This is a genomic window from Noviherbaspirillum sedimenti (assembly GCF_003590835.1).
In the GTDB taxonomy this organism is placed as follows: Bacteria; Pseudomonadota; Gammaproteobacteria; order Burkholderiales; family Burkholderiaceae_D; genus Paucimonas; species Paucimonas sedimenti.
In genome coordinates this window covers 483,533-506,977 of record NZ_QYUQ01000002.1, presented here as the reverse complement: position 1 = coordinate 506,977, position 23,445 = coordinate 483,533, and the positions used below count along the sequence as shown (strand labels likewise).

Here is a 23,445-nt window from a genome sequence, read left to right as displayed (position 1 = left end):
ATCCCATGCGCTCCTTTGCACACCTCCTGCGCCACTTTGGCCTGCCACGGGCAAGCGTCGCCGCGGATGCCGTCGCGCCATACGTACTGGAAAAACACAGGCCGGTCTCTATGCCGCCAGCGACCGATCCCGGCATCGCCGCCCGTCCCATCGAAGAAGTGCTCGGCGAACACCAGGACTTGATCGACCGCATCAAAGTCTGTTACGGTGTGGACCGCCCGACCTTTGCAGTGGAATTGCTGCCGCTGATCCGCAACTACGCCGCATGCGTGCATCTGTTGCCGGCCACGCCCGATAACTATTTTCCTACGCCGGGCGGCTTGCTGCGCCTGGGGCTGGAAGTGGGATTTTTCAGCCTGCAGGGCACCGATGGCCATATCTTTTCCGGGCGTGCCACGATTTCCACGCGCCGGCACCTGGAGCCGCGCTGGCGCCAGGCGACCTTCCTGGCCGGCCTGTGCAGCGAGCTGTATCGCACCCTCAGCCACGTCGCCGTCACCAACGACCAGGGCGAAGCATGGCAACCCTACCTGCTGCCGCTGTCGGCATGGCTCGCACGCCTCCATGCCGAACGCTATCACCTGAAATGGCTTCCCCACGCGCCAGACTGCCGCGCCCAGGGCCTGTTCATCCTGCCCCACGTGGTGCCCAATGCCGTCCTGCAGCACCTTGCCAGCGGCAATACCGTCATCGTGCCGCACATGCTGGCCAGCATTGCCGGCGTGCCGGTCTACCCGGAACACAATATTCTTGACGACCTGGTGCGCCGCGCGGCGGCCCTGGTCATCGACCGCGACCTGCGCGCCAGCGGCGAACGCCGTGGCCAGCCGCAGGTTGGTGCGCACTGGGAGCGTCACCTGGTCGATGCGCTGCGCCAGCTGGTGCGCACCCATCCGGCCTGGCGACCCAACACGGACAAGTCGCGCCTCTGGTACGGACGCGACGGCGTATTCCTGGTGTGGCCCAATGCCGCTGCCGACCTGCGCACCCTGCTGGCGTCCAAAACATTGGCGGGGATACCCAAGGAAAGTGACACGATGCTGGGCATCCTGCTGGCCGCCGGCGTGTTGGTCGCCCAGCATGACGGCCAAGCCTTGTGGCAAATCCATCCGCCCGGCGGCAAGCCAGGGCTTGATGCCGTCAGGCTATCCGCACCGGCACTGCTGTTTGCGGGGATCGATCCGGCGCCCGAGCCGCTGGCCGTTACGCTGGCCCGCGCGACGCCCACCGCATCGGCAGGCGACCGAACTGCGGCCCCGCCGTGCCACGCGACAGAGCAACTGCCGTTGCCCATGGATGCCGCGCCCAACGTGCCTGCTCCGGCTGCCACCTCCCCTGTAGCGGAAGAGAATGCCACTGCCTGCGCTGCGAGCCCGGCGCGCCCCCCTGGTGGTCCCATCCAGCTCGCCTTGGAAATCCTGCGGTTCCGGCTGGACGCGCCCATGCGCTTGAATCCCGTGGTGCGCGATGCGCTGGCCGAAATTGTCGACGCCATGAACCGCGACGAGCCAGGCGCCGGCATCTGCATGGAGGAAGCCGGCCTGTTCATTGCCCTCGCCGAATTTACCAAGCGCCAGCTTGAACCAACGCTTGCCTTGCGTGCCCTGACCGACGCCGGCATGCTGGCGCAGCCGGACGGCACCACTGCCACCGTGGCGCGCGACATCGACGGCAAACCAACGCGCGGCTTGCTGCTCGCATTCCGCTTCGTTAAAGGCTTCCATACCGGCCATGCCGCCCCGACGGCCAATGACGTAGGAACACCGGCATGCTGACCCGCCCATTTGAGATGCCATGGCGTCCTGCCTATGAAGCCTACGCCAGCCTGGCGTGGCTGGCCGCCCTGGTCGTCTCTATCGCCGTCGCTACGCAAGAACAATTGCCCTGGCAAATGACGGGGTTCCTTGCGGCAAGCTGTTTCATGATGGCGGTGCTGCGCCTGCGGCAGGCGCTGCGCATCCTGGTGGTGCGCGCCTCGCTGTCGGGCCGCGCCATGCAGGTGGTGCCCACCAAGACCCTGGAGAAACTGTGCAGGCAACCCGACCAAGTGTTTCTGGGCTTCGGCTTCGAGTGGCAGCCGGTGCATTCGCAACGCCTCTACGAGCTGGCCAAGGTGGATTTCCGCGACTATGCAGTGTCGCCCGTGCTGCTGCGCTGGCTGGGTTATGCGGTCGATCCGCAACCCGACAGCGAGATCGGCCTGCCCTACATCCATGGCGTCGCGCCGCGCGAGCAGGCGCTCTACCGGCCGCTGCAGAATTTCGAGGGCGGCACACTCCTGGTCGGCACCACCCAGTCCGGCAAGGGCGTGGCGCTGGCCAACCTGGTCACGCAAGCGGTGCGCCGCGGCGACGTCGTGGTGGTGATCGATCCCAAGAACAGCCGGCGACTCAAGCGCGCGGTCATGCGGGCCTGCGCCGATTACCGGGAAGCCGACACTTTCCTGGAATTCCATCCCGCCTTTCCGGAAGCCGGCGTCCGTTTGGATTTTACCTTCAACTGGCAAAAGCCGACGGAGATTGCCTCGCGCATCCAGGCGATCATGCCGCCGGATACCGCCGGCGCCTTCAGCGCCTTCGGCTGGGATGCCGTCAATGTCGTGGTCCAGGGCTTGGTCGACCTGGAAGAGCGGCCCAACCTGATGAAGTTGACCAAGTATATCGAGGGCGGCATCGAGCCGGTGCTGGAAGCGTCGTTGCGGCGCTTTTTTGACGGTTCCTTTGGCCCGGGCTGGCGCGAGCAGGCGGACATGCGCAAGCTCCTCGCCGACGCCCAGCGCGGCAACTTGAAGCGCCCCTCGGAAGCGGCCAGCAACGACTTGCTCGCTTTCGTCGCCTTTTATGAGCATCACGTGCCGCAGCACCAGCACAACAAGGTCATCGATGCGCAGGTGCGGACCTTCCGCCACAACCGCGAGCATTACCAGAAAATCACCGCCAACCTGCTGCCGGTGTTGTCGATGCTGACCTCGGGCGACCTGGGGTTGAGCCTGTCGCCGGACCCGTTCGATGCCGATGACCGGCGCGCCATCATGAATTTCGAAAAAATCGAACGCGGTGGCTACGTCCTCTACATGTGCCTCGACGCCCTGCCCGACCCGTCGGTCGCCTCCGCCATCGGCGCGCTCTTGCTGGCGGACCTGGCCGCCCGCGCCGGCATGCGCTACAACCTGGGCGGCTTCCGGCGCATCTCGCTGTTTGTCGACGAAGTGTCGAACGTGATCAACCAGCCCTTGATTGAAATCCTCAACAAGGGCGCTGAAGGCGGGATTTTTACGACCTGCGCCATGCAAACGCTGGCTGACCTGGCAAGACGCCTGGGCAGCGAAGCGGCCGCACGCATGGCTCTGGGGAATCTCAACAACCTGATTGCGCTGCGCTCCAAGGATCGGCCCACGCAAGACTTCATCGTCGAAACCTTCGGCAAGACCGCGATCCACACTCTGCGGGTTGGCCTGAACACTGCGTCGGACGCGCATCTGGGGGATTTCACTTCCTCCTACTCATCCCAGCTCACTGAAACGCTGGAAGAGCGCATCCCCGCCGACATCCTCGGCAAGCTGCCGAACCTGCAGTATTTCGCCTCGGTTTCGGGCGGGCGGATCATCAAGGGGCGCTTTCCGATCCTGGATCCCGATGCCGGCAAATCCATGGCCGGAGCGCCGGCATGATCCGCTTCGTGTGCACAGCCTCCCTGGTGGCGCTGCTGATGCTGGTACTGTACTTGCCCGCCGCCTTTCCGCCCGAGCGTTTCCTTAACCAGCTGCGCGTCGAACACGCCCTGACCGCCGAAGCCTGGAGCCCGGCACGCGCCGTGCGTATACTGGCACGCATGCTGGACTTGCAAGCGACAGCACAGCAGGCTAGCCCGATTCCCCCGCCCTCGGTGGAGCCGCCTTCCCAGCCGGTTGCGCTGGATGTCGCCTGGCAGATGGCGCAGGCCAACAATCGCCTGTTCAACAGTGATTATTTTCGCGCAATCGACACGCTGTTTGCCCTGGCGACGTACCGCCTCTGCGCACTGGTGGAATGGTTGCCGGTGTTGCTGGCATGGATGCTGGCAGCCCTGTTCGATGGCGGCATGCGGCGTCTGATCAAGTCACGGGCATTTATCCAGCACAATCCGGAAATCTTTGCCCTCTATGCCTGCGCGGCGATCGTGGCCGCGTGTCTCACGGTCGTTGCTCTGGTTCTGCCGGTGACGGTGCCGCCGCTGGCTTGGCCGTTGGTGCCGCTGGCCATCAGCGTGTTTGCCAGCCGGGCGCTGGCGAGTTTTCATCGGCGCGCTTGACAGGCGTTCATTTGAACATAGTCCATCAGTCTAGCAAGCGGAAAACCGATTAGATCATTCAGTTAAATCTAATGTGATCCTAGTTGTTGATTGCGAAAAATATTGGTCTCATGGTGTGCTCACTTCTTCCGAAAATCCACGTGAGCAGATATGAAAACATCAGCAAAGCGCGTTTGCGATAAGCCACGTTCTGCAGCAAGCTTTTCAATGAGGGATTCGACCTCAATTGAAAGCGCTTCTACACAATTTTTAATATCGCGCAGCGATACTTCGATGCCTTTGTTTGAAAGGAATACGTCCGATAGGTTTTCGCCTGAGCACTCTGGGTGCGGACCTCCAATGTTGAAGGGGCGCTTGGTAACATGCCCTCCGGCCAGTAATTGGCACGAGATGCCAGTATGCGGAAATTCTTTCCAACAAAACCATCTCAAAAACCCCCAGACAGGCCATTCTGCACCTGCGTGATTGGGTATGAGGGTATCAATATGCTGAAGTGTATTCCGTAACTTCCTGATGGGGTCAGCGTTACTTATGAATTTTTGCTTTGCCTTCTCTATTTGATTTAGCAGCGTTGAGCGTGAAACAAGGCCTCTTAGCCTGTCTGCCGAATCGATAATTGACCAAGCATCGTGAACTGCGCATGTCATCAAATGGCGATGTGTGTTGGGTTCATCTTCTTCTGGAAGCTGCTTAAGCGCCTCAGCTAACCTGTTGTAGGCAATTTGCACCATTTCGCTCGCATAACGTATGCCATCGACAAACAAGACATCTTCTTTGTCTAGATTTGCTGATAACGCATAAAGCGAGCTTGTATGAGGAAACAGCATCATTTGAGAGAAGTATAACGTTTGACATGAGCAATTGGAGCACGCTTGCCGGCGCAGGCCCACTCGAATGATTGGTTAACCCCGCACTGCAAGGTCGAATTCTTCAATTGATTTCCAATCGTATGCCTCGATGTCTTTGACAGACCAAAACCACTGAGCCGAAACATACAGAAGATAAACGAAGTCGTGATATTGTTCATAAAACTGTCCAAGGGCTAACTCGTCTTCCGGCGAAGAGCGTTTGGTGCTGGCGTGAGCCGTTCGGTTTCTGATCTTTCTAAACTGTGTCCCAAATTCGGCAGGCACTTCCACTTGATAGACAGAAATGTGATTTTCCCAAGATGGCGCGTAACCTCCCTTGATCGCGTCAACTCGATTTTTCAACAGCTTTGTAACTTCATGATTGAATATTTTGTCGAGTACTTTGCCTTGTAGGTTTTCAGTATTTCGGATATCTCGCTTGATACACCCAACGTTGAACTCATAGAGATGGTGAAGAAAATTGGCATAGGCATCGTGGCACCGTATCTTTAAGGCCTTGTCGCGACGTCCCAAGATGTTCGTCTTGGCCAAGGCGGCGAATCGCTCAAAACTGTCCTTGCAGAGCACAAATTCATGAACAAGCGTTGTCGTGAGCGCTTGATCGGTTTCATCCCCAATTTCAAACTTCATCGTTCATGCAAAATAATTGAGTTTAAGGGTATAAGGATGCACGGGGCTAACGCATGGGTTAGTCGACAACGACGCGAAGCGTTGGCGCGTCCGCGCTGTTCCGAAAGTTAGGAATTGGTAGCGCTTAGTCCCGGAAAACACATTGATCATAGTGCAGGATTAGGCGTCATTTTTTTTAATGCAGCCAATTTCTGCTTTACCCCGATCTTGGGGTTTGATGCTAACGCTTCTTCGTACGAGGCAATTGCTTCTTTTATTTCTCCAAGGACCTCAAAAGCTTGACCTTGCAGCTTAAATGCGGTGGCCCTCCACCCTTTATCGTTTTCTGCACCGAGTGACTTCGCTGAAAGTATAGCCTCTAGAGCTTTTTGCGCATCTTTTCGGCTTAATGCTTCAGTCTTGAGTAGCTCTGCTACAGCAGGTAAAAGCACCTCATATCTATTGCAACTTAAGCATGCTAATTTGAATTTTTCTGCATCAATGAAGTTTCCATGTGCGTCATACTTAAATTTTCCAATCCCCTTGTGTGATACGACAATAGCCGTGGGGTTTTCTTTGAACTCGTACTTATCGGCCCATCCGGTTTGCGGACGAACTGCGAACAACTCTTTGCCATGTTCGACTTCAAATGCAATAAGTAGGTTGCCATCGCCTCCATTTGGAGTATTAGCGGTTTGAAATACAGCGTACCTTCCATCGTCTGAAAGTGCACTATTGAAGATATTTGCACTTACGACGCGCTTGATCTTTTGATCGCCATTTGGCGAAAAAACATTAAAAGTTCCACCAAGTTCCCTACCAAAATGCCAATCCTCAAGAGAGAAGTGCCCATCATTTGCAACATTGCCATTATTGGGACGCGCCATCCTGCCTTGGAGGTTTATGCTATTTGTTTTAGTGTTAAATAACAAATATTCACCCATTCCACTTACTCTATGGCCCCCTCGTTGTTGTTCAATATCTGCATCGCGCCAAGCAACAATCCATTCACCTGATTTAGACTTGGCGAATTGCCCAAAGAAATTTATGGCATCTATGGTGAGAAATTTCCCTGAAAATGAAACGTGGATTGTCACGAGTGGTTTGCTTGGAACTTGAGCACTCGATGGCGGCGATTTTTTGCCGAATAGGCGATCAAAAATTCCCATGTGAGATTCCTGATAGTGACTTATATGAAAAGAACTGCCCGATCTACACGACGACTGATGCCTTGCCAGGCCGCGCCATCTGTTATTTTGCGAAATAACGCTGAGGTATACGAACTGGAAAAATCGTGAAAGACGAACAGTTAGCATTACGCCAAAGTTTATGACTAAAATTGTAATTTAGCAAATGACGTAAACCAGGTAGTCTTCAATGATCGCTTTAGAGCACTGCTGTAACTGATAGCTTATGATCACACTAGGACGTAACGACAGGGTTCAGTTGTAAGCTGGTCCGCCACGGTGTGTCAGTGAATGTACGAGCTAACCCAATCAAATTTTGTTGGGTCCAGTCATACAACTGCTGTCAGGTCGAATCCCGCTGTGCGCAAACAGCATGCTGAGCTAATTGCAAAACCCCCTTGCAAATTTGTTCATTTCCCAGAGACTTGCCCCCATCCTTTCATTAACCTTCTTTCATCAGCCGCTTCACCACGGCGCACACTGAAGGAAGAGCTCGCCATGCCCCCCGCTATTCTGACCGCGCAACATGGGACTTCACCAGCACCCCGGCCCGCCAGCGGGCTCGTCGATGACATCATCGAAACACGACTTTGGCTGGAAGAACACGATTGGCTGTACGCACTGCTCAAGAGCGAACACAACGTTTCGCCGACGTTCCGCTTTCCCGACCTGATCAGCGCCTGCGTCGCGCTGATTTTCTCCCACGACAATGCTGCAGCGCGCATCTTCGCTTTCCTTGGGGGCGAACTAATCTTGCGCACGCCACACAGCCCCCGCCGCCGTGAATCCATGTGGATGCCGCAGTATGTTCTGCTGCAGGCAGTGCAGCGATCCTCGGCTAATAGACATCCGCACCCGAAGTTCCAGCTCGACCAGCTGACGACCGCTTGCGTGGCGCTCTGCCGCCAAGAAGACTCGACGGGCGCCCTGGTACTGCATCAAGCACGGATCAACACGGCCGAGCGGATCACCAGAAGAACAGCATCGCCGCCAGCCAGCTGACGCCTTCCCTCTGAAAAAATCTGTGGTGCCGGTGCCCGCCACCGTCCCACGCCAAGTTGTCCCAAGTTGCACCACCCTGCCCTGACGCTCGCCGCCGGGGCTCACTCGAACCCGACCTTAGCCGCACAGCCGGCCGCAGTAGCGCAGCTCGCGCACGGTGCGCGCAGTGCATTAACTTTTTTGGGGAATTGGGTATGCCGCGTCTTCACGTCGTCGGACTGGTTTTACTGCTGTGCGCCCCCGCGCTGGCCCAGGCCTGCTGGGAACAAGCGGCACGTCACTACCGCGTCCCCGCGGATCTGTTGGTCGCGATTGCGCACGTCGAATCGCGCCTAAACCCGCAGGCGGTCAATCGCGCGCATTTCGCCCGCACCGGTTCCTACGATATCGGACTCATGCAAATCAACAGTACGCACTTGCGCACGCTGGCACGCTACGGCATCCGCGAACGTGATCTGTACGACCCGTGCATCAACATCCATGTCGGCGCCTGGCTGCTTGCCGACAGCTTCTCGCGTCACGGCGCAACGTGGGACGGGATCGGCGCCTATAACGCCGCCTGCAGCCAGTTGAAAGGCGCAGCCTGCCAACAAGCCCGCGCCAGGTATGCCTGGCTGGTCTACCGGCAATTGCCCTCCCAACAGGGCACACATACGCCTGCGGTCTCCCGCAAGCCCGGTCGTCAGTCTCCCGCAGCCCAGGGCGTCCCGCCCGCCCTCCTTGCCGTGCGGGTGTCGCCATGAGAAAAAATGCACTCCGCCCCGTGAGGAGAATCGGCCTGCTTGTCGCCATGACGCTATTGTCCATGTCGTGCACTTTGCCCTCCCGGCAACAGGAGGAACCTGGGCAGTTACGCCACGCGGACCGCTCCCCGCTCTCCCGCAAGCTCACCCAGGTCGATTTTGGCGGCAAGGCCTCCTATGCTGCCTGCATGGAGCCGGCCTGCCCCGCAGTCACTCGCAAAACCCTCGCTGTGACGATGCCCGCAGCCATACCGGCCACACCGCAGGCAATTGATACGTTTGCCGCAGATCACCCTACTTTGCGTCTTGCCACCACGCTTCAGACGCCGCCCGCCCGGCACCGCGTCTTCGTCCGGTTTACCTCCGGCAGCGCCAACCTTTCTCCTTCCGAAAAGTCGCGGCTCGATCGCGCGATGGCCGAAGCTCCCGAGACCGGTGAGGTCGCCATTACCGGCTACACCGACAATACCGGCAGCCTGCGCGCCAACCGGCGACTTGCCCAGGCGCGTGCCCAAACGGTCCACGACCACCTGCGCACCCGCCTTCCCGCAAACCAGACCACCCTGGCGCTGGTCTCGCAGGCAGCCTGCTGCTTCCTTGCCGCCAACGACACGCCGCAGGGCCGCAAGCAAAACCGCCGCGTCGAAGTCGTCGTGCGCCCCCAAAGGCAGGCGCCGCCCTGACGCAGCAATGCCACGATTTTTACCCGCTTGACCCATGCCGTAGCCCGTCGCTTTCCCCTCAACTTGCTTAAGGAGAATTTCATGCACACCGCTCTTCACGATTCGACCGTCACGACCAATCACCTGCCGCGCAAGCCTCTGGCTGCGCTCTCTCTGCTGGCCTTGCTCCTGATTGGCCTGGTTGCAGCATTTCCCAGCCACGCACTGGACCTGGTGGCCTTCACCGGCATCACCGGCCCGCTCACCTCGGCGCTCACCCAGATTTCCGCGCTCGGCCCCGGCATCAAGGCCCTGGTCGGCTTCGTCGGCTTTGTCGTGGCACTGATTTCGCTATCGGCCTTGCGCAACTTTGGTCCCGTGCTGTTCTACGTGGGTCTGGCGATCTTTGCTGCCGTCGGTCTCGTGATTGCCGGCGCGATCATGGGCGCGGTCCTCTGAACCGTACCCACCAGTTACATAAGGAAACGCCATGCAGACGGAAACCTACATCCCCCGGCGTCTCGATGATCAGTGGAAGATCGGATTCTGGGACGTCGATGTCGCTGCCCCGATCCTGTTCTGCTTTTTCGTGGGCTACATGTCCGGCTCAAAACTGTCATTCGCCGTCTGCATGGGCATCGGCATCTTCCTGTCGCGCTGGCTTTCCCGCATCAAGGCCGACAAGCATCCGGCGTTTGCCATGCACTGGATCTACTGGTGCCTGCCGCCCAATCCTCTGACGACGATGCAGGGAACGCCGCCTTCCCACCTGCGCCGCATGGTCGGCTGAACCCATAGGAACCCGCCATGGACTTTGCCAAGCTGGACAACGATCTGAAGGAAATGCGCCGGCGCAACCGGGCCTTGAGCCTGACCGTCGGAGGCTTGATCCTGGGGCTGCTCATTTGCCTCGTGATCATCCTGAACGTGGTCGGCATGGAGCGCACCATCGTGGTGCCGCCGACCATCGACAAGTCATTCTGGGTCACCCGCGACCGTGTCAGCCGCGACTACCTGGAACAGATGGGCAGCTTCGTTGCCTGGCTGATCCTGGATGTGACGCCGGCGTCGATCGACTGGAAAAAGGACATCCTGCTCAATTACGTCGCGCCCGACCAGCACGGCGCGATGCAGTCCCGCCAGGATATCGAGGCCGAGCGCCTGCGGCGCATCAATGCCAGCACCTTCTTTTTGCCGCAGCAACTGGTTCCCAACGAAGACAAGCAGACCGTCGCCATCCGCGGGCGCCTGCGCACACAAGTCAACGGCCAGGAAACCGCGACCGAAACCAAGGCGTACCTGGCCGAATTCCAGTACGCCGGAGGCCGCATGCACCTGAAATCCTTCAAGGAGATGCCCCAATGACCCATCCATCCTTGCGCTGGCCGCTACTGCCGCTGCTGCTTGCCTGCGCCAGCAGTCCCTCCCAGGCGTTGCAGCTCATTGACGCGCGCGACGGCGTGACGGTCGAAGCGGTCATGTCCATCAAGGAGCCGACCCGCATCCGCATCGAGCATGGCCCCATCACCGATGTGTTCGGCAATATCCATTCCAGCAATTGCGCCACGGCGGCACCGGCAAACACGGGCGCCGCCGCCATGCCGGCAATGGCGCCCGCCGTCAACCAGGCCGGCGAAATCATGCTCGAATGCGACCGCGACAAGGGCGAAGTCTACGTGCGCCCGGTGGGAAATTCCACCAAACCCGTCAACCTGTTTATCTCCTCGGCTAACGCCACCTACACGCTGCTGCTGCGCCGCTCGGATACGCCATCGGACACCATTGTCATCCGCGACAGGCATGCCCGCACCGGACCACCCATGCCCCACCAGGGGCCGCTGGGCGCATCATCCAACCACGTGCGCGCCATGAAAGCGTTGCTGGTGGCCATGGCGTCCGAGCGCAGCGCGCCCGACGTGCGCATGGAGGAAGTCAACCGCCCCGTGCAACTGTGGAACGAGGTGAACTTCACGCTAGTGCGCACCTTCGAGGCACGCGGCCTGGTCGGCGAAAAATACCTGCTGACCAATACCAGCGGACAAACCATGGTGCTGGCGGAACAGGAATTCGATCGCGCCGATGGCAGCGTGCTTGGCGTGGCCATCGATAACCTGAACCTGCGTTCCGGTGACAGCACCAGCGTCTACGTCATTCGCCAGGGGAAATGAGCATGGCTACGTTCAATGCCTCCGCGGTGCGCAAGCTGTTGGCGCACCTGACGCCCAAGCAACGGCAATATGCCACCCTGGTAGCCATCATGGCTGGCGGCGTCGGCGCGTTGTGGGCCGTCTTTGCCTTCACCGGCAACGCCAGCTCCGCCGCCGCAGCGGCGCCATCTTCCCCGTCTGCCGGCGGTGCCGCCCCAACCAACATCGGCGTGATGGCGCCGGGCCAGCAAGTCAACCCGCTGGACCAGTGGGTCGGCACGGCAGGCAGAAAACTTGCCCAGTACGAGCACGAGCGCGATGAGCAATCCCGCCTCAACCGCGACCGCAAGGAATTCGAAGACCGCACGATGCAGCGCTTCAGCGACCTGGAACAGCGGCTGACGGCCGCCGCCAAGATGCAGCCAGAGACGCCAAAGCCGCTTCCGGCGCCTGCTGCAGCAGCGCCCGTGGCGCCCGTGTCGCCGATGCAGTTCCCGCCCGCCAACGCCCTGCCCGCCAGCCTGCCACCCGTGCCCGCACGGCCCGCCCCGGCCGGCGCACTACCCGAGCGCGCCGAGCCACCCGCCATTGGGCTAGTGCATGTGACGGTCGGTGACGCGGCCAAGGCGGCGATCGCCGCGCCAGCCGGCGCCTCGCCTGACGGTGCCAGCCGCGCCGACACGGTCGCCAGCTACCTGCCGGTCAGTTTCACCCGCGGCGTGCTGCTGGGCGGGCTGGATGCCCCGACCGGCGGCCAGTCGCAATCCAATCCGCACCCGGTATTGATCCGTCTCTCCGACAATGCCGTCCTCCCAAACCGCTTTCGTAGCGAGGTGCGCGAATGCTTCGTAATTGCCGCCGGCTATGGTGACATCGGGTCTGAACGCGCGTACCTTCGCACCGAAAACCTTTCCTGCGTGCGCAATGACGGCTCGACCCTGGAAGTCAGGATTCAGGGCAGCGTCTATGGCGAAGACGGCAAGGTCGGCATGCGCGGGCGCCTGGTCACCAAGCAGGGCCAGATGCTGGCCAATGCGCTACTGGCCGGCATCGCCAGCGGCATCGGCCAGGGGCTGGCGACCTCGTCCACCAGCTACAGCACCTCGGCGCTGGGGACGATTGCCACCACATCCGGGGGCGACGCCTACCGCGCCGGCGTTGGCAATGGCGTCGGCCGGGCGCTGGACCGCCTCGCCCAGTACTACATCAAGCTCGCTGAACAGACGTTTCCGGTCGTGGAAATCGACGCTGGCCGCGAAATCGATGTCGTCATTACCAAGGGTGTGCGCATCGACGCGCCTTCCGCCGCCAAGGCAGGCGCGCCAGCTGCCGACAAGCAGCGCCCGCTGCCTTCTGAAACCGCCCCGAAAGGAAACGATGATGACGACTACTAAGCCGATGCTGCTGGCCGCCGCCCTGGTTCTGGCCGTCGCCGCGACAGACACGGTCCTGGCGGCCACTCCCGCGCCCGCCGAAGCCCGCCTGCTGGCGGCGCTGAAAAAAGCTCATCCCGGCACGCGCTTCACCGGCGTGGCGCCGACGCCCGTACCTGGCCTCTATGAAGCATGGATGGGCCCCAACATGGCGCTCGTCTCCAGACACAACCTGCGCTACCTGGTGTTTGGCCACGTCTTCGATACCCAAACCATGACCGACCTGACCGCGCCGAAGCTGGCGCAAGCCCAGCGCCTGGACACTGCCACCGACCAGCAAGAGAGCGCACCGACCATTGCAATTGGCCAACTGCCACTAGCAGACGCGATCACGACCGTGCGCGGTGACGGCAGCCGAATGCTCGTCGTTTTCAGCGACCCCGCCTGTTCGTACTGCAAGCGACTGGAAGGCGAACTCGACAGGCTCGACAACGTGACAGTCCACACCTTCCTGGTGCCGTTCCAGGGCGTCGCGCTGCCAGCGGCCATCTGGTGCGCCGCCGAACGCCAGGATGCCTGGCGCCGCGTCATGCGGCAGGGCGACCCAGGCGGGCTGGCCACGACGACCCAGCCGACAGATGCCTGTCCCCACCCGCTCGATCGCAATCTGGCGCTCGCCCGGCGCCTCACGGTGCGCGGCACGCCCACGATGTTCTATGCGAATGGGCAGCGTTCCGACGGCTATGCCAGTGCCGCCGACATTGAAGCCCGCCTGGCCGCTGCCGCCACGCGTACGCAGGTTCCCGCCACACAACTCCAGGAGGCCCGCCAATGAAACATTCCATTTTTTCCAAAGCGCGTTGTGTGCCACTCCTGCTGGCAGCAAGCCTGTCGGCAGGCTGCGCCAGCATTACGGGCCTCTCCGGCAGCGCCGAGTATGGCTGCAAGGCGCCATCTGGCGTACGCTGCGACTCGGTTTCCGGCACGTATTACAACGCGCTCCAGAACAATCTGCCCAGCCAGCAGCCAGCGCGCAAATCCGATGGCAGCAGCAGCGTGATTCCCGATCGTCCGCAACCTGCGCCCCTGCGAACGGACGCCGCGGCGGCGACCGCAAGCGCTGCACCCATGGTAGCTGCCCTGCCCTTGCGCGCCCAGCCGCGCGTGCTGCGGCTCTGGTACAAGCCTTGGGAAGACGCCGACCGCGATTTGTACGACCAGGGCTATGTCTATGTGCAGGTCGATAACGGCCGCTGGCTGATCGACCATGCGCAGCAACGCATCCGCGACGCCTATGCGCCGCTGCGCCCGCCTGCCCTGCTCTCCCAGCAGGCCGCCCAGTCGGACAGGCCGCCAGCAGCTTCCGTCCTGAACGGCAAGCCGGCCGGCAGCCAACCTAGCCCGCTGCCGCTGCCCTCCCCATCCTGGCCCGGCGCCCCCCTGCTCACCGCTGGCGATAACCAATAACCACCGCGACGAAGGAGATTGCCATGTTTACAGCGCTTCGCGCAGGATTAACGGGCGCCGCCGGCGCCGCCCTGAAAGACCAGGAGTGGTTTAGCCTGGGGCACGATGACTCGCCCGCCGAGCAGTTTGCCAGCTGGCTGCCGTATTCTGCCTATATCGCTGAGGACGAGCTCTTCGTCAACCGCGACAACCTCGGCTTTATGCTGGAGATCATGCCGCAGTCCGGGGCGGACGAACGCATGGTGGAAGTGCTGGTTTCCCTGTATGCCACCTGTCCCAAGGGCACCGGCATCCAGTTTCACCTGTTCGCCTCCCCGCATGTCCATGGCCAGCTGCGCCGCTATGCCAATCTGCGCACCGAAGACGCCGACCAGGCCGAGAATGCCCGGCACTGGGGCCGTCCGGCGCGCAACGACAGCCTGTTTCGCCGCCTTGCCCGCCAGCGCGTCGGCCACCTCTTGCTCGGGGCACAACAGTCGATGACATCCGGCTTCCATTACACCATCCGCGACTTTCGTCTGATGATGAGCGTGGCGCTGCCGGGATCTGCCGCCGATCTCAACCGGCGCGACGAACTGGTGGGCTTGCGCGAAGCGATGGCCACCACCCTGCGGGCGGCATCGCTCCCCAATCGCGTCTGCGATGCCGCCGACCTGATCAACTGGTGTTCGCTGTTTACCAACCCCGACCGCATCTCGCGCACCGACGCGCCCAATCTTTTCTACGACGATGGCCGGGAAATCCGCGACCAGATCGTCGATTTCGACACCATCCAGGAGGCCCGCGCCAGCGGCCTGCAGCTGTGGAAAGAAGGCGACCCCGGCGTGCTGGAAGCGCGCTTCTATTCGGTCAAGTCGTTTCCCGAGCGCTTTGCGCTGTGGCAAATGGGCTCGCTCATCGGCGACCTGATGCAGCCGGCGCTGCAGTACAGCGCGCCGTTCCTGCTCACCATGGGCGTGCACGTGCTCGATCCCAACGCCACCAAGGCCACCGTCATTGCCAACCACGTGCGCGCCACGCAAAACGCCCAGAGCAAGATGGCCAACGTCATGCCGGACGTGGGCAAAAAGCTGAAAGACTGGAATGCCGCGGCAGACGCCATCGATGTCGGTGGCGCGCTGGTCAGCATGTACCACCAGCTGGCGATCTTTACGTCCCCCGCGCGTGCCGTCGGCGTCGAGGAAACGGCAAAATCCATCTGGCGGGCGCGCGGCTTCGAACTCAATGCCGATGTCTACATGCACCGCCAGGCGCTGATCGCCAGCCTGCCGATGACGCTGTCGGAACGTTTCCATAACGACTTGCGCAAGATGCGCCGCGTCACACGCAAGACCATGGCCAACGCGATCCACCTGGCGCCGCTGGTGGCCGAATGGCGCGGCACCAGGACGCCCACGCTGGTCTTTGGCGGCCGGCGCGGCCAGTTGATGACGCTGGACCTGTACGACAACGACCTGGGCAACTACAACTTCGCCATCATCGGCGCGCCCGGCTCGGGCAAGTCGGTGCTGATGAACGAGATGGCCTGGTCGTATCGCGCCATCGGCGCCAAGGTATGGATGCTGGACCTGGGGCGCTCGTTCGAAAAGCTGTGCCGCAAGGCGCGCGGCACCTATATCGAATTCCGCCCGGATGTCGATATCTGCATGAACCCGTTCTCGACCGTGCAGGACATCAACGAGGATATCGACATGCTGGTGCCGGCGATTGCCAAGATGGCTTCGATGCAGCACACGCTGGAAGAAGTGCAGTACAAGGCGATCTCGGCGATGACCTTGAAACTGTTCCGGGAATACGGCCGAGACCTGACCATCACGGCGCTGCGCGACGCCTTCAAGAGCGGCACCATCGCCGAGCTCGGCGTGGTCAACGACGCGCGTATCCGCGACCTGGCGATCATGTTGAACCCCTATGCCCGGGGTGGCCAGTACGAACGCTTTTTCGAGGGCAAAAGCAGCATCGATTTTTCCAACGACTTCATCGTCATCGAAAACGAGGAATTAAAGCGCAAGCCCGACCTGCACGCGGTTGTCAACATCCTGCTGCTGTACCAGATCACGGGCGAGATGTACCTGACCCGCAACCGCAAGAAAGTCTTGTTCATCGATGAATTGAAGCAGCAATTGGGCGACATCGGCGCCGACGATCCCGTCAAGGCGGCGGTGGTCGAAGAAGCTGCGCGGCGCGCCCGCAAGTATGGCGGCGCTTTAGGCACGGCCACGCAAAGCGCCGACGACTATTACGGCTCGGCGCAGATGGAAGCGGCTTTCAACTGTTCCGACTGGGTATTCCTAATGCGGCAAAAGAAGGAATCCATCGAGATGCTGGATCGCAAGGGCAGACTCACCATGGACGAAGCCAAAAAACGCCTGCTCAACTCGCTGCGCACCGAGCCTGGGGTGTTTTCGGAACTGTTCATTTCATCGCCGGTGGGTGAAGGGGTGGCGCGCAACATCCTTGATCCAGCCACCCACCTGCTGTTTTCCAACAAGCTCGAAGACAATGCGCCGCTGGACGAATTGCGCGCGCAGGGCTTGAGCATCGACGAGGCGATCACGGAGTTGCTGCGCCGCCGGGGGCACACCCTATGAAAACCCTCCTATCCCAGAGTGTCGTCACCCTCCTAGTCGTCGCCGTCGCGCTCGCAGCCTACGACCGGCTGGTTGTGCGCGCCGATAAATCCATCGGCGTCGTCGATGTCGGCCAAGTGTACCGCCTGAAGGAAGCCGAGTTCACCCAGCTGGTGACCAAGAGCGCTTCCGACGAAGAGCGCCAGCAGGCGCTGACGATGGCGCAACGCTTTGCCCAGCAATTGCCCCTGGCGCTGGAAGAACTGTCGCGCGACTGCGCATGCCTGGTGCTGGTGCGCTCGGCGGTGGCCGGCAGCCCGCCACACGCGCTGGACTTAACAATGCTCTTGCAGCGCAAGGTGGGCTTGCCGTGACGACCGACCCGACCATCCTTGCCCCGCGCCATGCCCGCAACGGCTGGCATTACCGTGCGCTAGCAGCTATTGGCGGCGGGATTGCCATGCCAGTGCGACTGGTACGCCTCCATTGGCTTGGCCTTCTACCGGTCCTGGCAATCTGGGGCTGTGCGCTGGCGCGCGTCCTGGTCGATCCGACGCCGCACCTGCCGATCCTCTTCAACTGGACGCCCAGCCTGCCCTACACGGTGGCGCTACTGCACTATGGCCATCCGCCAATACTGCAACGCGGCGACTTTATCGTCTATGCGTTTGCGGGCGATGCGCAGAGGCGCTATCCGGGACTGCGTGCGCAACCGTTTTTCAAGCAGGTGACCGGCATCCCCGGCGACCGCGTAACCGTCATGGGACGCCAGGTGTTCGTCAACGGTGTCTCCATGGGACTGGCCAAACCGACCACGTTCGATCGCCATCCCTTAAACCCGATTGCCGAGACCGTCATCCCACCCGGTTACTACTACGTGCAAGGCGCGCACTCCGACAGTTTCGATTCGCGTTATCGCGAAAGTGGTCTGGTGCCCATGCGCCAGGTGATCGGCAAGGTCACGCCCTTGTTCTAGCGGAGAAACCAATGCGCTTAACGATTCTTGCCCTCCTGCTGTTACTTACCTCCTTTGCCGCTCCAGGCCAGAGTACGGCTGCCCAGCCGCCAACGGAAGACTTGCCGCTGGACGCTTATCTGGCGCTGCTGGAGCGCATCGCGCCGGCTGCGCGCAACGGCGCCGAAACGTTTCTGGCGGCGTCCCGGCAGCGTTGTGGCCGGCAACTGACCGTCCAGGAACTGCGCCAGGCGGTGGCCGACGGCGCGGGCGAACCGGTCCTGATGGCCATGATGCGCGCCAGCGCCCAGCGCGACGCCGCCCTGCTACAGCGCCTGTCGAATTCCGTGCCGTGCACTGGAAGGAGGTGAACCATGCTGCGCCGTCTAGTGCCCATGCTATCCGCCACCGCCCTTGCCGTCTGCGCCGCTGCGCAGGCAGGCGACCTGGGCACCATCGGGCCCGCCTACCCGGTGGCCGAACCCCATCTGCTCGACTTCATCCGCGCGCGCCTGCAGGAAAAAGAGCGCAATGGCGAACTGCAAAAATTGGCCAAGGACGCGCAAACGCGCGGCACAGCTGCTGTCACGACGCCCACGCCGGTCGCCGGTGTGACGCTGGCGCAGACTACCCGCACCTTCTATGTCGACCCGACGTTTGTACTCGACCGCAATATCCTTGACGACAAGGGCCGGCTGCTGTTTGCCGCCGGCACCCGCAAAAACCCGCTGGAAATCGTGTCCCTGTCGAAGCACCTGCTGTTTTTCGATGGACGCGACCGGCGCCAGGTGGCGCGGGCGCGCGACCTGATCACCTTCTATCGCGCCCGCAAGATCCCGGTCAAGCCGATCCTGGTCGGCGGCTCCTACCTTGACCTGATGAAAGCCTGGCGCGCGCCGGTGTACTACGACCAGCAGGGACTATTGACACGGCGACTCGGCATTGGGCACGTGCCGGCGCTGGTCACGCAGGAAGGCTTGCGCCTGCGCATCGATGAACTGGTACTCCCATGAAGACGCTTGCCCGCCTGATGTTGTGCTTGGTCCTGTGGCTGCCGGTCAGTGGCGTGCAAGCCGCTGGGATCGCCACCTGCACCGGCAAGTTTCCCAATCCGATCACCGATATTTGCTGGAGTTGCATCCTGCCGATTTCCATCGGCAGCGCGCGCATTGGCGATCTTGGCGGCCAGGAAGATATCGACAACCCGGCCAACCCGGTCTGCAGCTGCGGCGTCAATCCGGTCATCGGCCTGTCGGTCGGCTTCTGGGAACCGGCCCGCCATGTCGAGGTGGTCCGTAAACCCTTTTGCCTGACTTCGTTGGGCGGCATTGACCTCGATCCCGGCATTCCCGCCCCGGAAGGCGCCCGCTACACCCGTCCCGAAGGCGATGGCGATAGCGGCAGCTTTTACCAGGCGCATTATTACGTGAACCCGGTCATGTACTGGCTGGGCGTCATCACCGATTTCCCCTGCCTGGAACACGGCTCCTTTGATCTCGCCTACCTGACCGAAGTCGATCCGCTCTGGAACGATGATGAGTTGACGCTGATCCTGAATCCGGAAGCGGTACTGTTCGCCAACCCGGTCGCCGTGGCCGCCTGCGCCGCCGATTGCGTTGCGGCATCGACCGGCTTTGGCGTGCGCGACCTGTTCTGGTGCGCCGGCTGCCAAGGCGGCATCTATCCGCTCGACGGCCACGTGCCTTATCACATGGGCGGCGTGCGCACCGCCGCGCTGCTCGCGCAGCGGCTGACCGCCAAGATGCACCGCGAACTGCTGGCGTGGGGCTGGCATGGCAAGGCTGGGCTGTGCGGGCCGTACTTCCAACCGGTGATGGACAAGACTGCCTACAAGACCCAACTGACCTATCCAATTCCCGCCACTGCCAAGGAGGCCGGCCGCTGTTGCCAGCCTTTCGGCCGCACCACGGTGTTGTGGGGCGCCGGCAAGGAATATCCGGTGCGCGGCGAAGACTTTGCCTTCATGTTGTTTCGAAAAAGGAATTGCTGTGTCGGCTATTAACCATTTCACCCAAGCCGCACGCCTCCTGGCGCTGGCGAGCCTTGCTGCCTGCTACGGCATGGGCAGCGCCCAAGCGCAGGGCACGGCGGCTGTCACCGAGGCCGACATTGCGCGGGTACAGCGCAACCAGCCGGTCATCACCGACCAAGACATGGCACGCGCGGCCAAAGCACATCGCCTGCCGATGGATGCCGCCCTGGAGCGCCTACCGAAATCGTCGCCCAACATCGACGCGCTGCCGCAACCGGCCGCCTCGTCCCCGCTCGACCTGGAAGCGCTGGCGCGCGGCTATCAAGCCGGCACTGAGGGCATGGCCATGACACAAGGTCTGTCTGCCAGGCCGGCGCTGATGATCTTCATCAGTTTCTCGATGCCGCAACCGACGCTGCAACGCCTGGTCGACCAGGCGGCGCGCGCCCAGGCAACGCTCCTGATCCGCGGCTTCGTCGACGGGTCACTGCGCGAGACGGTGACGCGCATGCAGGCGCTGATCGGCCAGCGCCAGGTGGCGGTGCAGATCGACCCGCAAGCCTTCGACCGCTTCGCCGTCACCCGCACCCCCACTTTCGTGCTCGTGCGCGCCGGCGCCAAGGGCGAGCCTTGCGGCGCCGGCCAGTGCCTGCCAGCGGAAGCGTTCATGGCGACCTCGGGCGATGTCAGCCTCGACTATGCGCTCGCATTCATCGAGCGCCAGGCGCCCCGCTTTGCCAGGGATGCGCGCATGTATGTGAAGAAACTGAAAGGATGACCATGCGCACGCTCGCGGTGCATCTTACCTTGTGCTTTTTCTTCTGGACGCAAACCCTGGCGCTGGCCGCGCCCCATGACGAGGGCGTGGCCGCAGGCACTGCCGCCAATCCTGTCGTGTCCAGCATGGTCAACCAAGCGAGCGCAACGACGGTCGTTCCCGGCTACACGGACACCCCAATCGAACGGGCGTATGCCGGCCAGCCGAATCTGGCCGCCCAGGCCCATGCGCGCTTGATCAACTGCGCGCTGACGCCGACGGACCCGGTCTGCCAGGCGCAACAGGGCGCCATGGCATCGGCCAATACGGCGCGACCTACGCTTTCCGCCTTTGACCCGGGCGTCGCTGCAGCCAAGGAAATTGCGCGCAACCCGTCGCTGGCGCTGGGCAGCCTTGCCAGCTATTACAGCGGCTGCACAACGACCGACGTGACCACGCCGGCCTCGACTCAGCCGCGCCTGTGCAACCGGTATACCGGCATCGGCAACTTCACGTGCGCGCGCAGCCTGACTGTGGCGGTCGATCGCACGCCCACTTGCACGCCGGGCGAGTGGTTTGCCCACGCCGGCGCGGGCGCCGCCGGCTTCGAGGCCCAATGCCTGCCGGATCGCCCGGACACGGCACAGCATTTCCGGGTGACGCAATCCGGCAATCCGGTGGCCTTTTTCGATGCGGATTTGTCGACTCCCCGCCTCTTCCCGCAGCCTGTCGCCGATCTCGGACATGCCGCTTCGGCTGGCTGGCTGGGTGTACCGGTGCAGGACCGGGTCTGGATTGCCGACACGACTTGTAATGCCACGACCTGCACGGTGACGGCACTGATCGCGCCCGACCACGATCCCACCTGCCCCGTCACGGCGGGAGGCGACGCCGGCCTGCCGGCCTGCACGCAAGTCGAACCCTTCAAGAAGACGTATGCGCCCTGTCCCGCCAGCCAGCAAAGCGGCGGCAAAATCCAGTCCCTGGCGTCAAGCTGCCCCGACTGCAATGCGGTTAGCCAGACGCTGGATGACGCCCTGTGCTACACGCCGGCTGCCAGCGCCACGCCGCACGTTGGGCTGGATGTCACCGGCACGTTCGGCGCCACACTGTACTGGCAACAGGCCGGGGCACGCACAGTCACTGGCTGGAAGATCAATCCGGCCTTTCCACGGGCAATCCCGAAGATGACACTCAGCTATACGAAACCGGCGACGCAGTTTGCCGAAACCGAGCGCTGGGATGAGCAGTGCCCCGCGCTGGCAACGGGAAGCCGCTGCACGCCTGCGGGCGCCGAAGTCTGCATCGACGGCCCCGCCACGAAAAAAATCGATGGCAAGGATGTCACCCGCGCCTGCTGGCAGTACCAGCGCAGCTTTACCTGCGCCGGCGGCGCACCACTCGACGAATGCGCCCCCCTGGCGGCGGCGGGCTGCACGCCGGCGGCATCTACCTGTACCCGGAAGAATGCCGTCACCGGCGCGTGCGAAGTGTTCCAGGACACTTACCAGTGTCCCGTCCCGGTCCAGACCGCGACCACGGCCAGCAATTGCCCCGGCAATGTGTTTTGCCTGGGCGCCAGCTGCTTCAACACGTCCACTACCAACGATGCCGATTTCGCCCGCACGATGTCCTACATGGAAGCCGCGCGCGAAGCCGGCGTCTATCTCGACACCGACCGCATGCAGGTCTTTAAGGGCGAAGCGAACCAGTGCCGCGACCGGCTCCTGAAGAATTGCTGCTATGCGGACGCCAAGGGCGCGGGCATGACCAATCAGTCCATGTTCGGCGCCGGATCAAAGCTGGTGTACGACGTGCTGATGAATGCGGACAACCGGGAATTCCTTTACCAGGGCTTCAATGCCCTGGTGTCCGGTGCGGGATTTTCTGGCAGTTTCTCGACCTATGGCGTGACGGTGGCCGTCAATGGCACGGCGCTGCCGGCCGGCTCCGTTACCCTGTACGCGGGCGAGAACATGGCTGTCGCCTTCGACCCTTGGTCGCTGGCCGTCGCCGTGGTGATCTATGTCGTGATATCGATGATGTCGTGCAGCGAGGAAGAAGGCAAGCTCGCCATGAAGGAAGGCGCGCGCCTGTGCCACGCGGTCGGCAGCTGGTGCTCGTCCTGCATCAAGGTTTTGGGAAAATGCGTCTCCTGCACCGAACATACCACCGCGAAATGCTGCTTCAACTCGGTGCTGTCGCGCCTGGTCAACGAACAGGGGCGCCTGCAGGTCGGCAAGGGCTGGGGCGGCGCACAGACCCCGGACTGTTCCGGCTTCACCATTGCGCAATTGCAGTCGCTCGACTTTGCGGCGATGGACTTGACGGAGTTTTATGCCTCGATCGTGCCCAGCCTGCCCAATGTGGGCACGATCCAGTCGAGCAACGCCGCACGCATGTCGAGCTGCTACTACGGACAAGGAAGATGCCAATGAGACCACTGCCGCTCGCCCTGCTGCTTTGCGCCTTGACGGCCACCGCGCCAGCGCATGCCATCGACCGCTCACGGGTGACTGATCCGCGCCCGCTGATGTTCGCTGCCCTCGACGCGCCGACCGGTACGGCCTACGGCATTTTGGTAGGCGAATCGGCCGACGCCATTGCGCGCCGCTTCCAGTCCGCTTCGCCCATCTATATCGACGTCACCACGCTGCGCCGTTACCGTCAGGCTGGCTGCAGCCGCCTGAACGTGACGATCTGGCAGGAAGGCGTGATCTTGCCGGGGGCCGCCGCCCCGAAAAAGCAGGCAATCGACATCGGCATCAATTATTGCCGCGACGGCTTGCCGCCGAAATCCCTGCTGTGAGGAGGTCTCGCC

Annotated in this window: 25 protein-coding genes; 22 read left to right on the top strand and 3 right to left on the bottom strand. The window is 62.0% G+C overall.

Features of this window, described 5'->3' with window-relative positions; genetic code table 11:
• The first annotated feature begins 5 nt into the window (after positions 1–5).
• The 3 genes from mobH to D3878_RS02470 are packed head-to-tail and all read left to right on the top strand — an operon-like array spanning position 6 to position 4,290.
• A complete protein-coding gene (mobH, locus tag D3878_RS02480; RefSeq protein ID WP_119784035.1) occupies positions 6–1,775 on the top strand; it encodes a MobH family relaxase in 1,770 nt (589 codons plus the stop codon).
• Complete coding sequence (traD, locus tag D3878_RS02475) at positions 1,769–3,670, top strand: conjugative transfer system coupling protein TraD (RefSeq protein WP_119784034.1); 1,902 nt, start codon at positions 1,769–1,771, stop codon at positions 3,668–3,670. The genes mobH and traD overlap by 7 nt, the downstream gene beginning before the upstream one ends.
• Positions 3,667–4,290 (top strand): IncC plasmid conjugative DNA transfer DtrJ family protein, encoded by a 624-nt coding sequence (locus D3878_RS02470; RefSeq protein ID WP_119784033.1) that lies wholly within the window; start codon positions 3,667–3,669, stop codon positions 4,288–4,290. Before traD ends, D3878_RS02470 begins: the two co-directional genes overlap by 4 nt.
• Before the next feature lie 119 nt (positions 4,291–4,409).
• On the opposite strand, the gene D3878_RS02465 is transcribed toward D3878_RS02470, so the two are convergent.
• The 3 genes from D3878_RS02465 to D3878_RS02455 all read right to left on the bottom strand — a co-directional run bounded on the left by D3878_RS02465 (position 4,410) and on the right by D3878_RS02455 (position 6,937).
• Positions 4,410–5,120 (bottom strand): hypothetical protein, encoded by a 711-nt coding sequence (locus D3878_RS02465; protein ID WP_147383865.1) that lies wholly within the window; start codon positions 5,118–5,120, stop codon positions 4,410–4,412.
• A gap of 72 nt (positions 5,121–5,192) precedes the next feature.
• Entirely contained in the window at positions 5,193–5,789 is a 597-nt protein-coding gene (locus tag D3878_RS02460; protein WP_119784031.1) for a hypothetical protein, read from the bottom strand.
• A 146-nt stretch (positions 5,790–5,935) separates the two neighbouring features.
• Positions 5,936–6,937, bottom strand: a complete 1,002-nt coding sequence (locus D3878_RS02455) for a YfgM family protein (RefSeq protein ID WP_119784030.1) — start codon at positions 6,935–6,937, stop codon at positions 5,936–5,938.
• A 516-nt stretch (positions 6,938–7,453) separates the two neighbouring features.
• On the opposite strand from D3878_RS02455, the gene D3878_RS02450 reads away from it, so the two are divergent.
• The 19 genes from D3878_RS02450 (at position 7,454) to D3878_RS02360 (ending at position 23,433) form a co-directional block, all read left to right on the top strand.
• Positions 7,454–7,957 carry a hypothetical protein gene (locus D3878_RS02450; protein WP_119784029.1) on the top strand — a complete coding sequence of 168 codons (504 nt, stop codon included), beginning with the start codon at positions 7,454–7,456 and terminating at the stop codon, positions 7,955–7,957.
• Between the two features lie 194 nt (positions 7,958–8,151).
• Positions 8,152–8,700 carry a lytic transglycosylase domain-containing protein gene (locus D3878_RS02445; RefSeq protein WP_119784028.1) on the top strand — a complete coding sequence of 183 codons (549 nt, stop codon included), beginning with the start codon at positions 8,152–8,154 and terminating at the stop codon, positions 8,698–8,700.
• The gene (locus D3878_RS02440) at positions 8,697–9,383 is read left to right on the top strand and encodes an OmpA family protein (protein WP_119784027.1); all 687 of its coding nucleotides are present in this window, start codon (positions 8,697–8,699) and stop codon (positions 9,381–9,383) included. Before D3878_RS02445 ends, D3878_RS02440 begins: the two co-directional genes overlap by 4 nt.
• An 81-nt stretch (positions 9,384–9,464) precedes the next feature.
• Positions 9,465–9,821, top strand: coding sequence for a hypothetical protein (locus D3878_RS02435; protein ID WP_119784026.1), 357 nt, complete (start codon positions 9,465–9,467; stop codon positions 9,819–9,821).
• A 31-nt stretch (positions 9,822–9,852) separates the two neighbouring features.
• The gene (traL, locus tag D3878_RS02430) at positions 9,853–10,152 is read left to right on the top strand and encodes a type IV conjugative transfer system protein TraL (RefSeq protein WP_119784025.1); all 300 of its coding nucleotides are present in this window, start codon (positions 9,853–9,855) and stop codon (positions 10,150–10,152) included.
• A gap of 17 nt (positions 10,153–10,169) precedes the next feature.
• Positions 10,170–10,727, top strand: coding sequence for a type IV conjugative transfer system protein TraE (traE, locus tag D3878_RS02425; RefSeq protein WP_119784024.1), 558 nt, complete (start codon positions 10,170–10,172; stop codon positions 10,725–10,727).
• Positions 10,724–11,530, top strand: coding sequence for a type-F conjugative transfer system secretin TraK (locus D3878_RS02420; protein ID WP_119784023.1), 807 nt, complete (start codon positions 10,724–10,726; stop codon positions 11,528–11,530). The genes traE and D3878_RS02420 overlap by 4 nt, the downstream gene beginning before the upstream one ends.
• Before the next feature lie 2 nt (positions 11,531–11,532).
• The gene (locus D3878_RS02415; protein WP_233556206.1) at positions 11,533–12,903 is read left to right on the top strand and encodes a TraB/VirB10 family protein; all 1,371 of its coding nucleotides are present in this window, start codon (positions 11,533–11,535) and stop codon (positions 12,901–12,903) included.
• Complete coding sequence (locus tag D3878_RS02410; RefSeq protein WP_199688063.1) at positions 12,887–13,717, top strand: DsbC family protein; 831 nt, start codon at positions 12,887–12,889, stop codon at positions 13,715–13,717. Before D3878_RS02415 ends, D3878_RS02410 begins: the two co-directional genes overlap by 17 nt.
• Entirely contained in the window at positions 13,714–14,349 is a 636-nt protein-coding gene (locus tag D3878_RS02405; RefSeq protein WP_119784020.1) for a TraV family lipoprotein, read from the top strand. Before D3878_RS02410 ends, D3878_RS02405 begins: the two co-directional genes overlap by 4 nt.
• 23 nt (positions 14,350–14,372) lie before the next feature.
• Positions 14,373–16,940: a type IV secretion system protein TraC gene (traC, locus tag D3878_RS02400; protein WP_119784019.1), complete on the top strand. Its 2,568-nt coding sequence runs from the start codon at positions 14,373–14,375 to the stop codon at positions 16,938–16,940.
• Complete coding sequence (locus tag D3878_RS02395; RefSeq protein WP_119784018.1) at positions 16,937–17,293, top strand: hypothetical protein; 357 nt, start codon at positions 16,937–16,939, stop codon at positions 17,291–17,293. The genes traC and D3878_RS02395 overlap by 4 nt, the downstream gene beginning before the upstream one ends.
• Positions 17,290–17,895, top strand: a complete 606-nt coding sequence (gene traF / locus D3878_RS02390; RefSeq protein WP_233556205.1) for a conjugative transfer signal peptidase TraF — start codon at positions 17,290–17,292, stop codon at positions 17,893–17,895. Before D3878_RS02395 ends, traF begins: the two co-directional genes overlap by 4 nt.
• A gap of 11 nt (positions 17,896–17,906) precedes the next feature.
• Positions 17,907–18,245, top strand: coding sequence for a hypothetical protein (locus tag D3878_RS02385; protein ID WP_119784017.1), 339 nt, complete (start codon positions 17,907–17,909; stop codon positions 18,243–18,245).
• A 3-nt stretch (positions 18,246–18,248) separates the two neighbouring features.
• A complete protein-coding gene (gene traW / locus D3878_RS02380; RefSeq protein WP_119784016.1) occupies positions 18,249–18,887 on the top strand; it encodes a type-F conjugative transfer system protein TraW in 639 nt (212 codons plus the stop codon).
• Positions 18,888–18,904: 17 nt separating this feature from the next.
• On the top strand, positions 18,905–19,897 hold the full coding sequence (traU, locus tag D3878_RS02375; RefSeq protein WP_233556446.1) for a conjugal transfer pilus assembly protein TraU: 993 nt from the start codon (positions 18,905–18,907) through the stop codon (positions 19,895–19,897).
• Complete coding sequence (trbC, locus tag D3878_RS02370) at positions 19,884–20,645, top strand: type-F conjugative transfer system pilin assembly protein TrbC (protein ID WP_119784014.1); 762 nt, start codon at positions 19,884–19,886, stop codon at positions 20,643–20,645. The genes traU and trbC overlap by 14 nt, the downstream gene beginning before the upstream one ends.
• 2 nt (positions 20,646–20,647) lie before the next feature.
• Positions 20,648–23,062: a type-F conjugative transfer system mating-pair stabilization protein TraN gene (gene traN, locus D3878_RS02365; protein WP_119787657.1), complete on the top strand. Its 2,415-nt coding sequence runs from the start codon at positions 20,648–20,650 to the stop codon at positions 23,060–23,062.
• Entirely contained in the window at positions 23,059–23,433 is a 375-nt protein-coding gene (locus D3878_RS02360; RefSeq protein WP_233556204.1) for a hypothetical protein, read from the top strand. The genes traN and D3878_RS02360 overlap by 4 nt, the downstream gene beginning before the upstream one ends.
• The last annotated feature ends 12 nt before the right edge of the window (positions 23,434–23,445 follow it).

Coding starts and splice junctions, on each gene's coding strand:
- mobH (WP_119784035.1), top strand. CDS start 6: ATGCGCTCCTTTGCACACCTCCTGCGCCACTTTGGCCTGCCACGGGCA.
- traD (WP_119784034.1), top strand. CDS start 1,769: ATGCTGACCCGCCCATTTGAGATGCCATGGCGTCCTGCCTATGAAGCC.
- D3878_RS02470 (WP_119784033.1), top strand. CDS start 3,667: ATGATCCGCTTCGTGTGCACAGCCTCCCTGGTGGCGCTGCTGATGCTG.
- D3878_RS02465 (WP_147383865.1), bottom strand. CDS start 5,120: ATGATGCTGTTTCCTCATACAAGCTCGCTTTATGCGTTATCAGCAAAT.
- D3878_RS02460 (WP_119784031.1), bottom strand. CDS start 5,789: ATGAAGTTTGAAATTGGGGATGAAACCGATCAAGCGCTCACGACAACG.
- D3878_RS02455 (WP_119784030.1), bottom strand. CDS start 6,937: ATGGGAATTTTTGATCGCCTATTCGGCAAAAAATCGCCGCCATCGAGT.
- D3878_RS02450 (WP_119784029.1), top strand. CDS start 7,454: ATGCCCCCCGCTATTCTGACCGCGCAACATGGGACTTCACCAGCACCC.
- D3878_RS02445 (WP_119784028.1), top strand. CDS start 8,152: ATGCCGCGTCTTCACGTCGTCGGACTGGTTTTACTGCTGTGCGCCCCC.
- D3878_RS02440 (WP_119784027.1), top strand. CDS start 8,697: ATGAGAAAAAATGCACTCCGCCCCGTGAGGAGAATCGGCCTGCTTGTC.
- D3878_RS02435 (WP_119784026.1), top strand. CDS start 9,465: ATGCACACCGCTCTTCACGATTCGACCGTCACGACCAATCACCTGCCG.
- traL (WP_119784025.1), top strand. CDS start 9,853: ATGCAGACGGAAACCTACATCCCCCGGCGTCTCGATGATCAGTGGAAG.
- traE (WP_119784024.1), top strand. CDS start 10,170: ATGGACTTTGCCAAGCTGGACAACGATCTGAAGGAAATGCGCCGGCGC.
- D3878_RS02420 (WP_119784023.1), top strand. CDS start 10,724: ATGACCCATCCATCCTTGCGCTGGCCGCTACTGCCGCTGCTGCTTGCC.
- D3878_RS02415 (WP_233556206.1), top strand. CDS start 11,533: ATGGCTACGTTCAATGCCTCCGCGGTGCGCAAGCTGTTGGCGCACCTG.
- D3878_RS02410 (WP_199688063.1), top strand. CDS start 12,887: ATGATGACGACTACTAAGCCGATGCTGCTGGCCGCCGCCCTGGTTCTG.
- D3878_RS02405 (WP_119784020.1), top strand. CDS start 13,714: ATGAAACATTCCATTTTTTCCAAAGCGCGTTGTGTGCCACTCCTGCTG.
- traC (WP_119784019.1), top strand. CDS start 14,373: ATGTTTACAGCGCTTCGCGCAGGATTAACGGGCGCCGCCGGCGCCGCC.
- D3878_RS02395 (WP_119784018.1), top strand. CDS start 16,937: ATGAAAACCCTCCTATCCCAGAGTGTCGTCACCCTCCTAGTCGTCGCC.
- D3878_RS02385 (WP_119784017.1), top strand. CDS start 17,907: ATGCGCTTAACGATTCTTGCCCTCCTGCTGTTACTTACCTCCTTTGCC.
- traW (WP_119784016.1), top strand. CDS start 18,249: ATGCTGCGCCGTCTAGTGCCCATGCTATCCGCCACCGCCCTTGCCGTC.
- traU (WP_233556446.1), top strand. CDS start 18,905: ATGTTGTGCTTGGTCCTGTGGCTGCCGGTCAGTGGCGTGCAAGCCGCT.
- traN (WP_119787657.1), top strand. CDS start 20,648: ATGCGCACGCTCGCGGTGCATCTTACCTTGTGCTTTTTCTTCTGGACG.
- D3878_RS02360 (WP_233556204.1), top strand. CDS start 23,059: ATGAGACCACTGCCGCTCGCCCTGCTGCTTTGCGCCTTGACGGCCACC.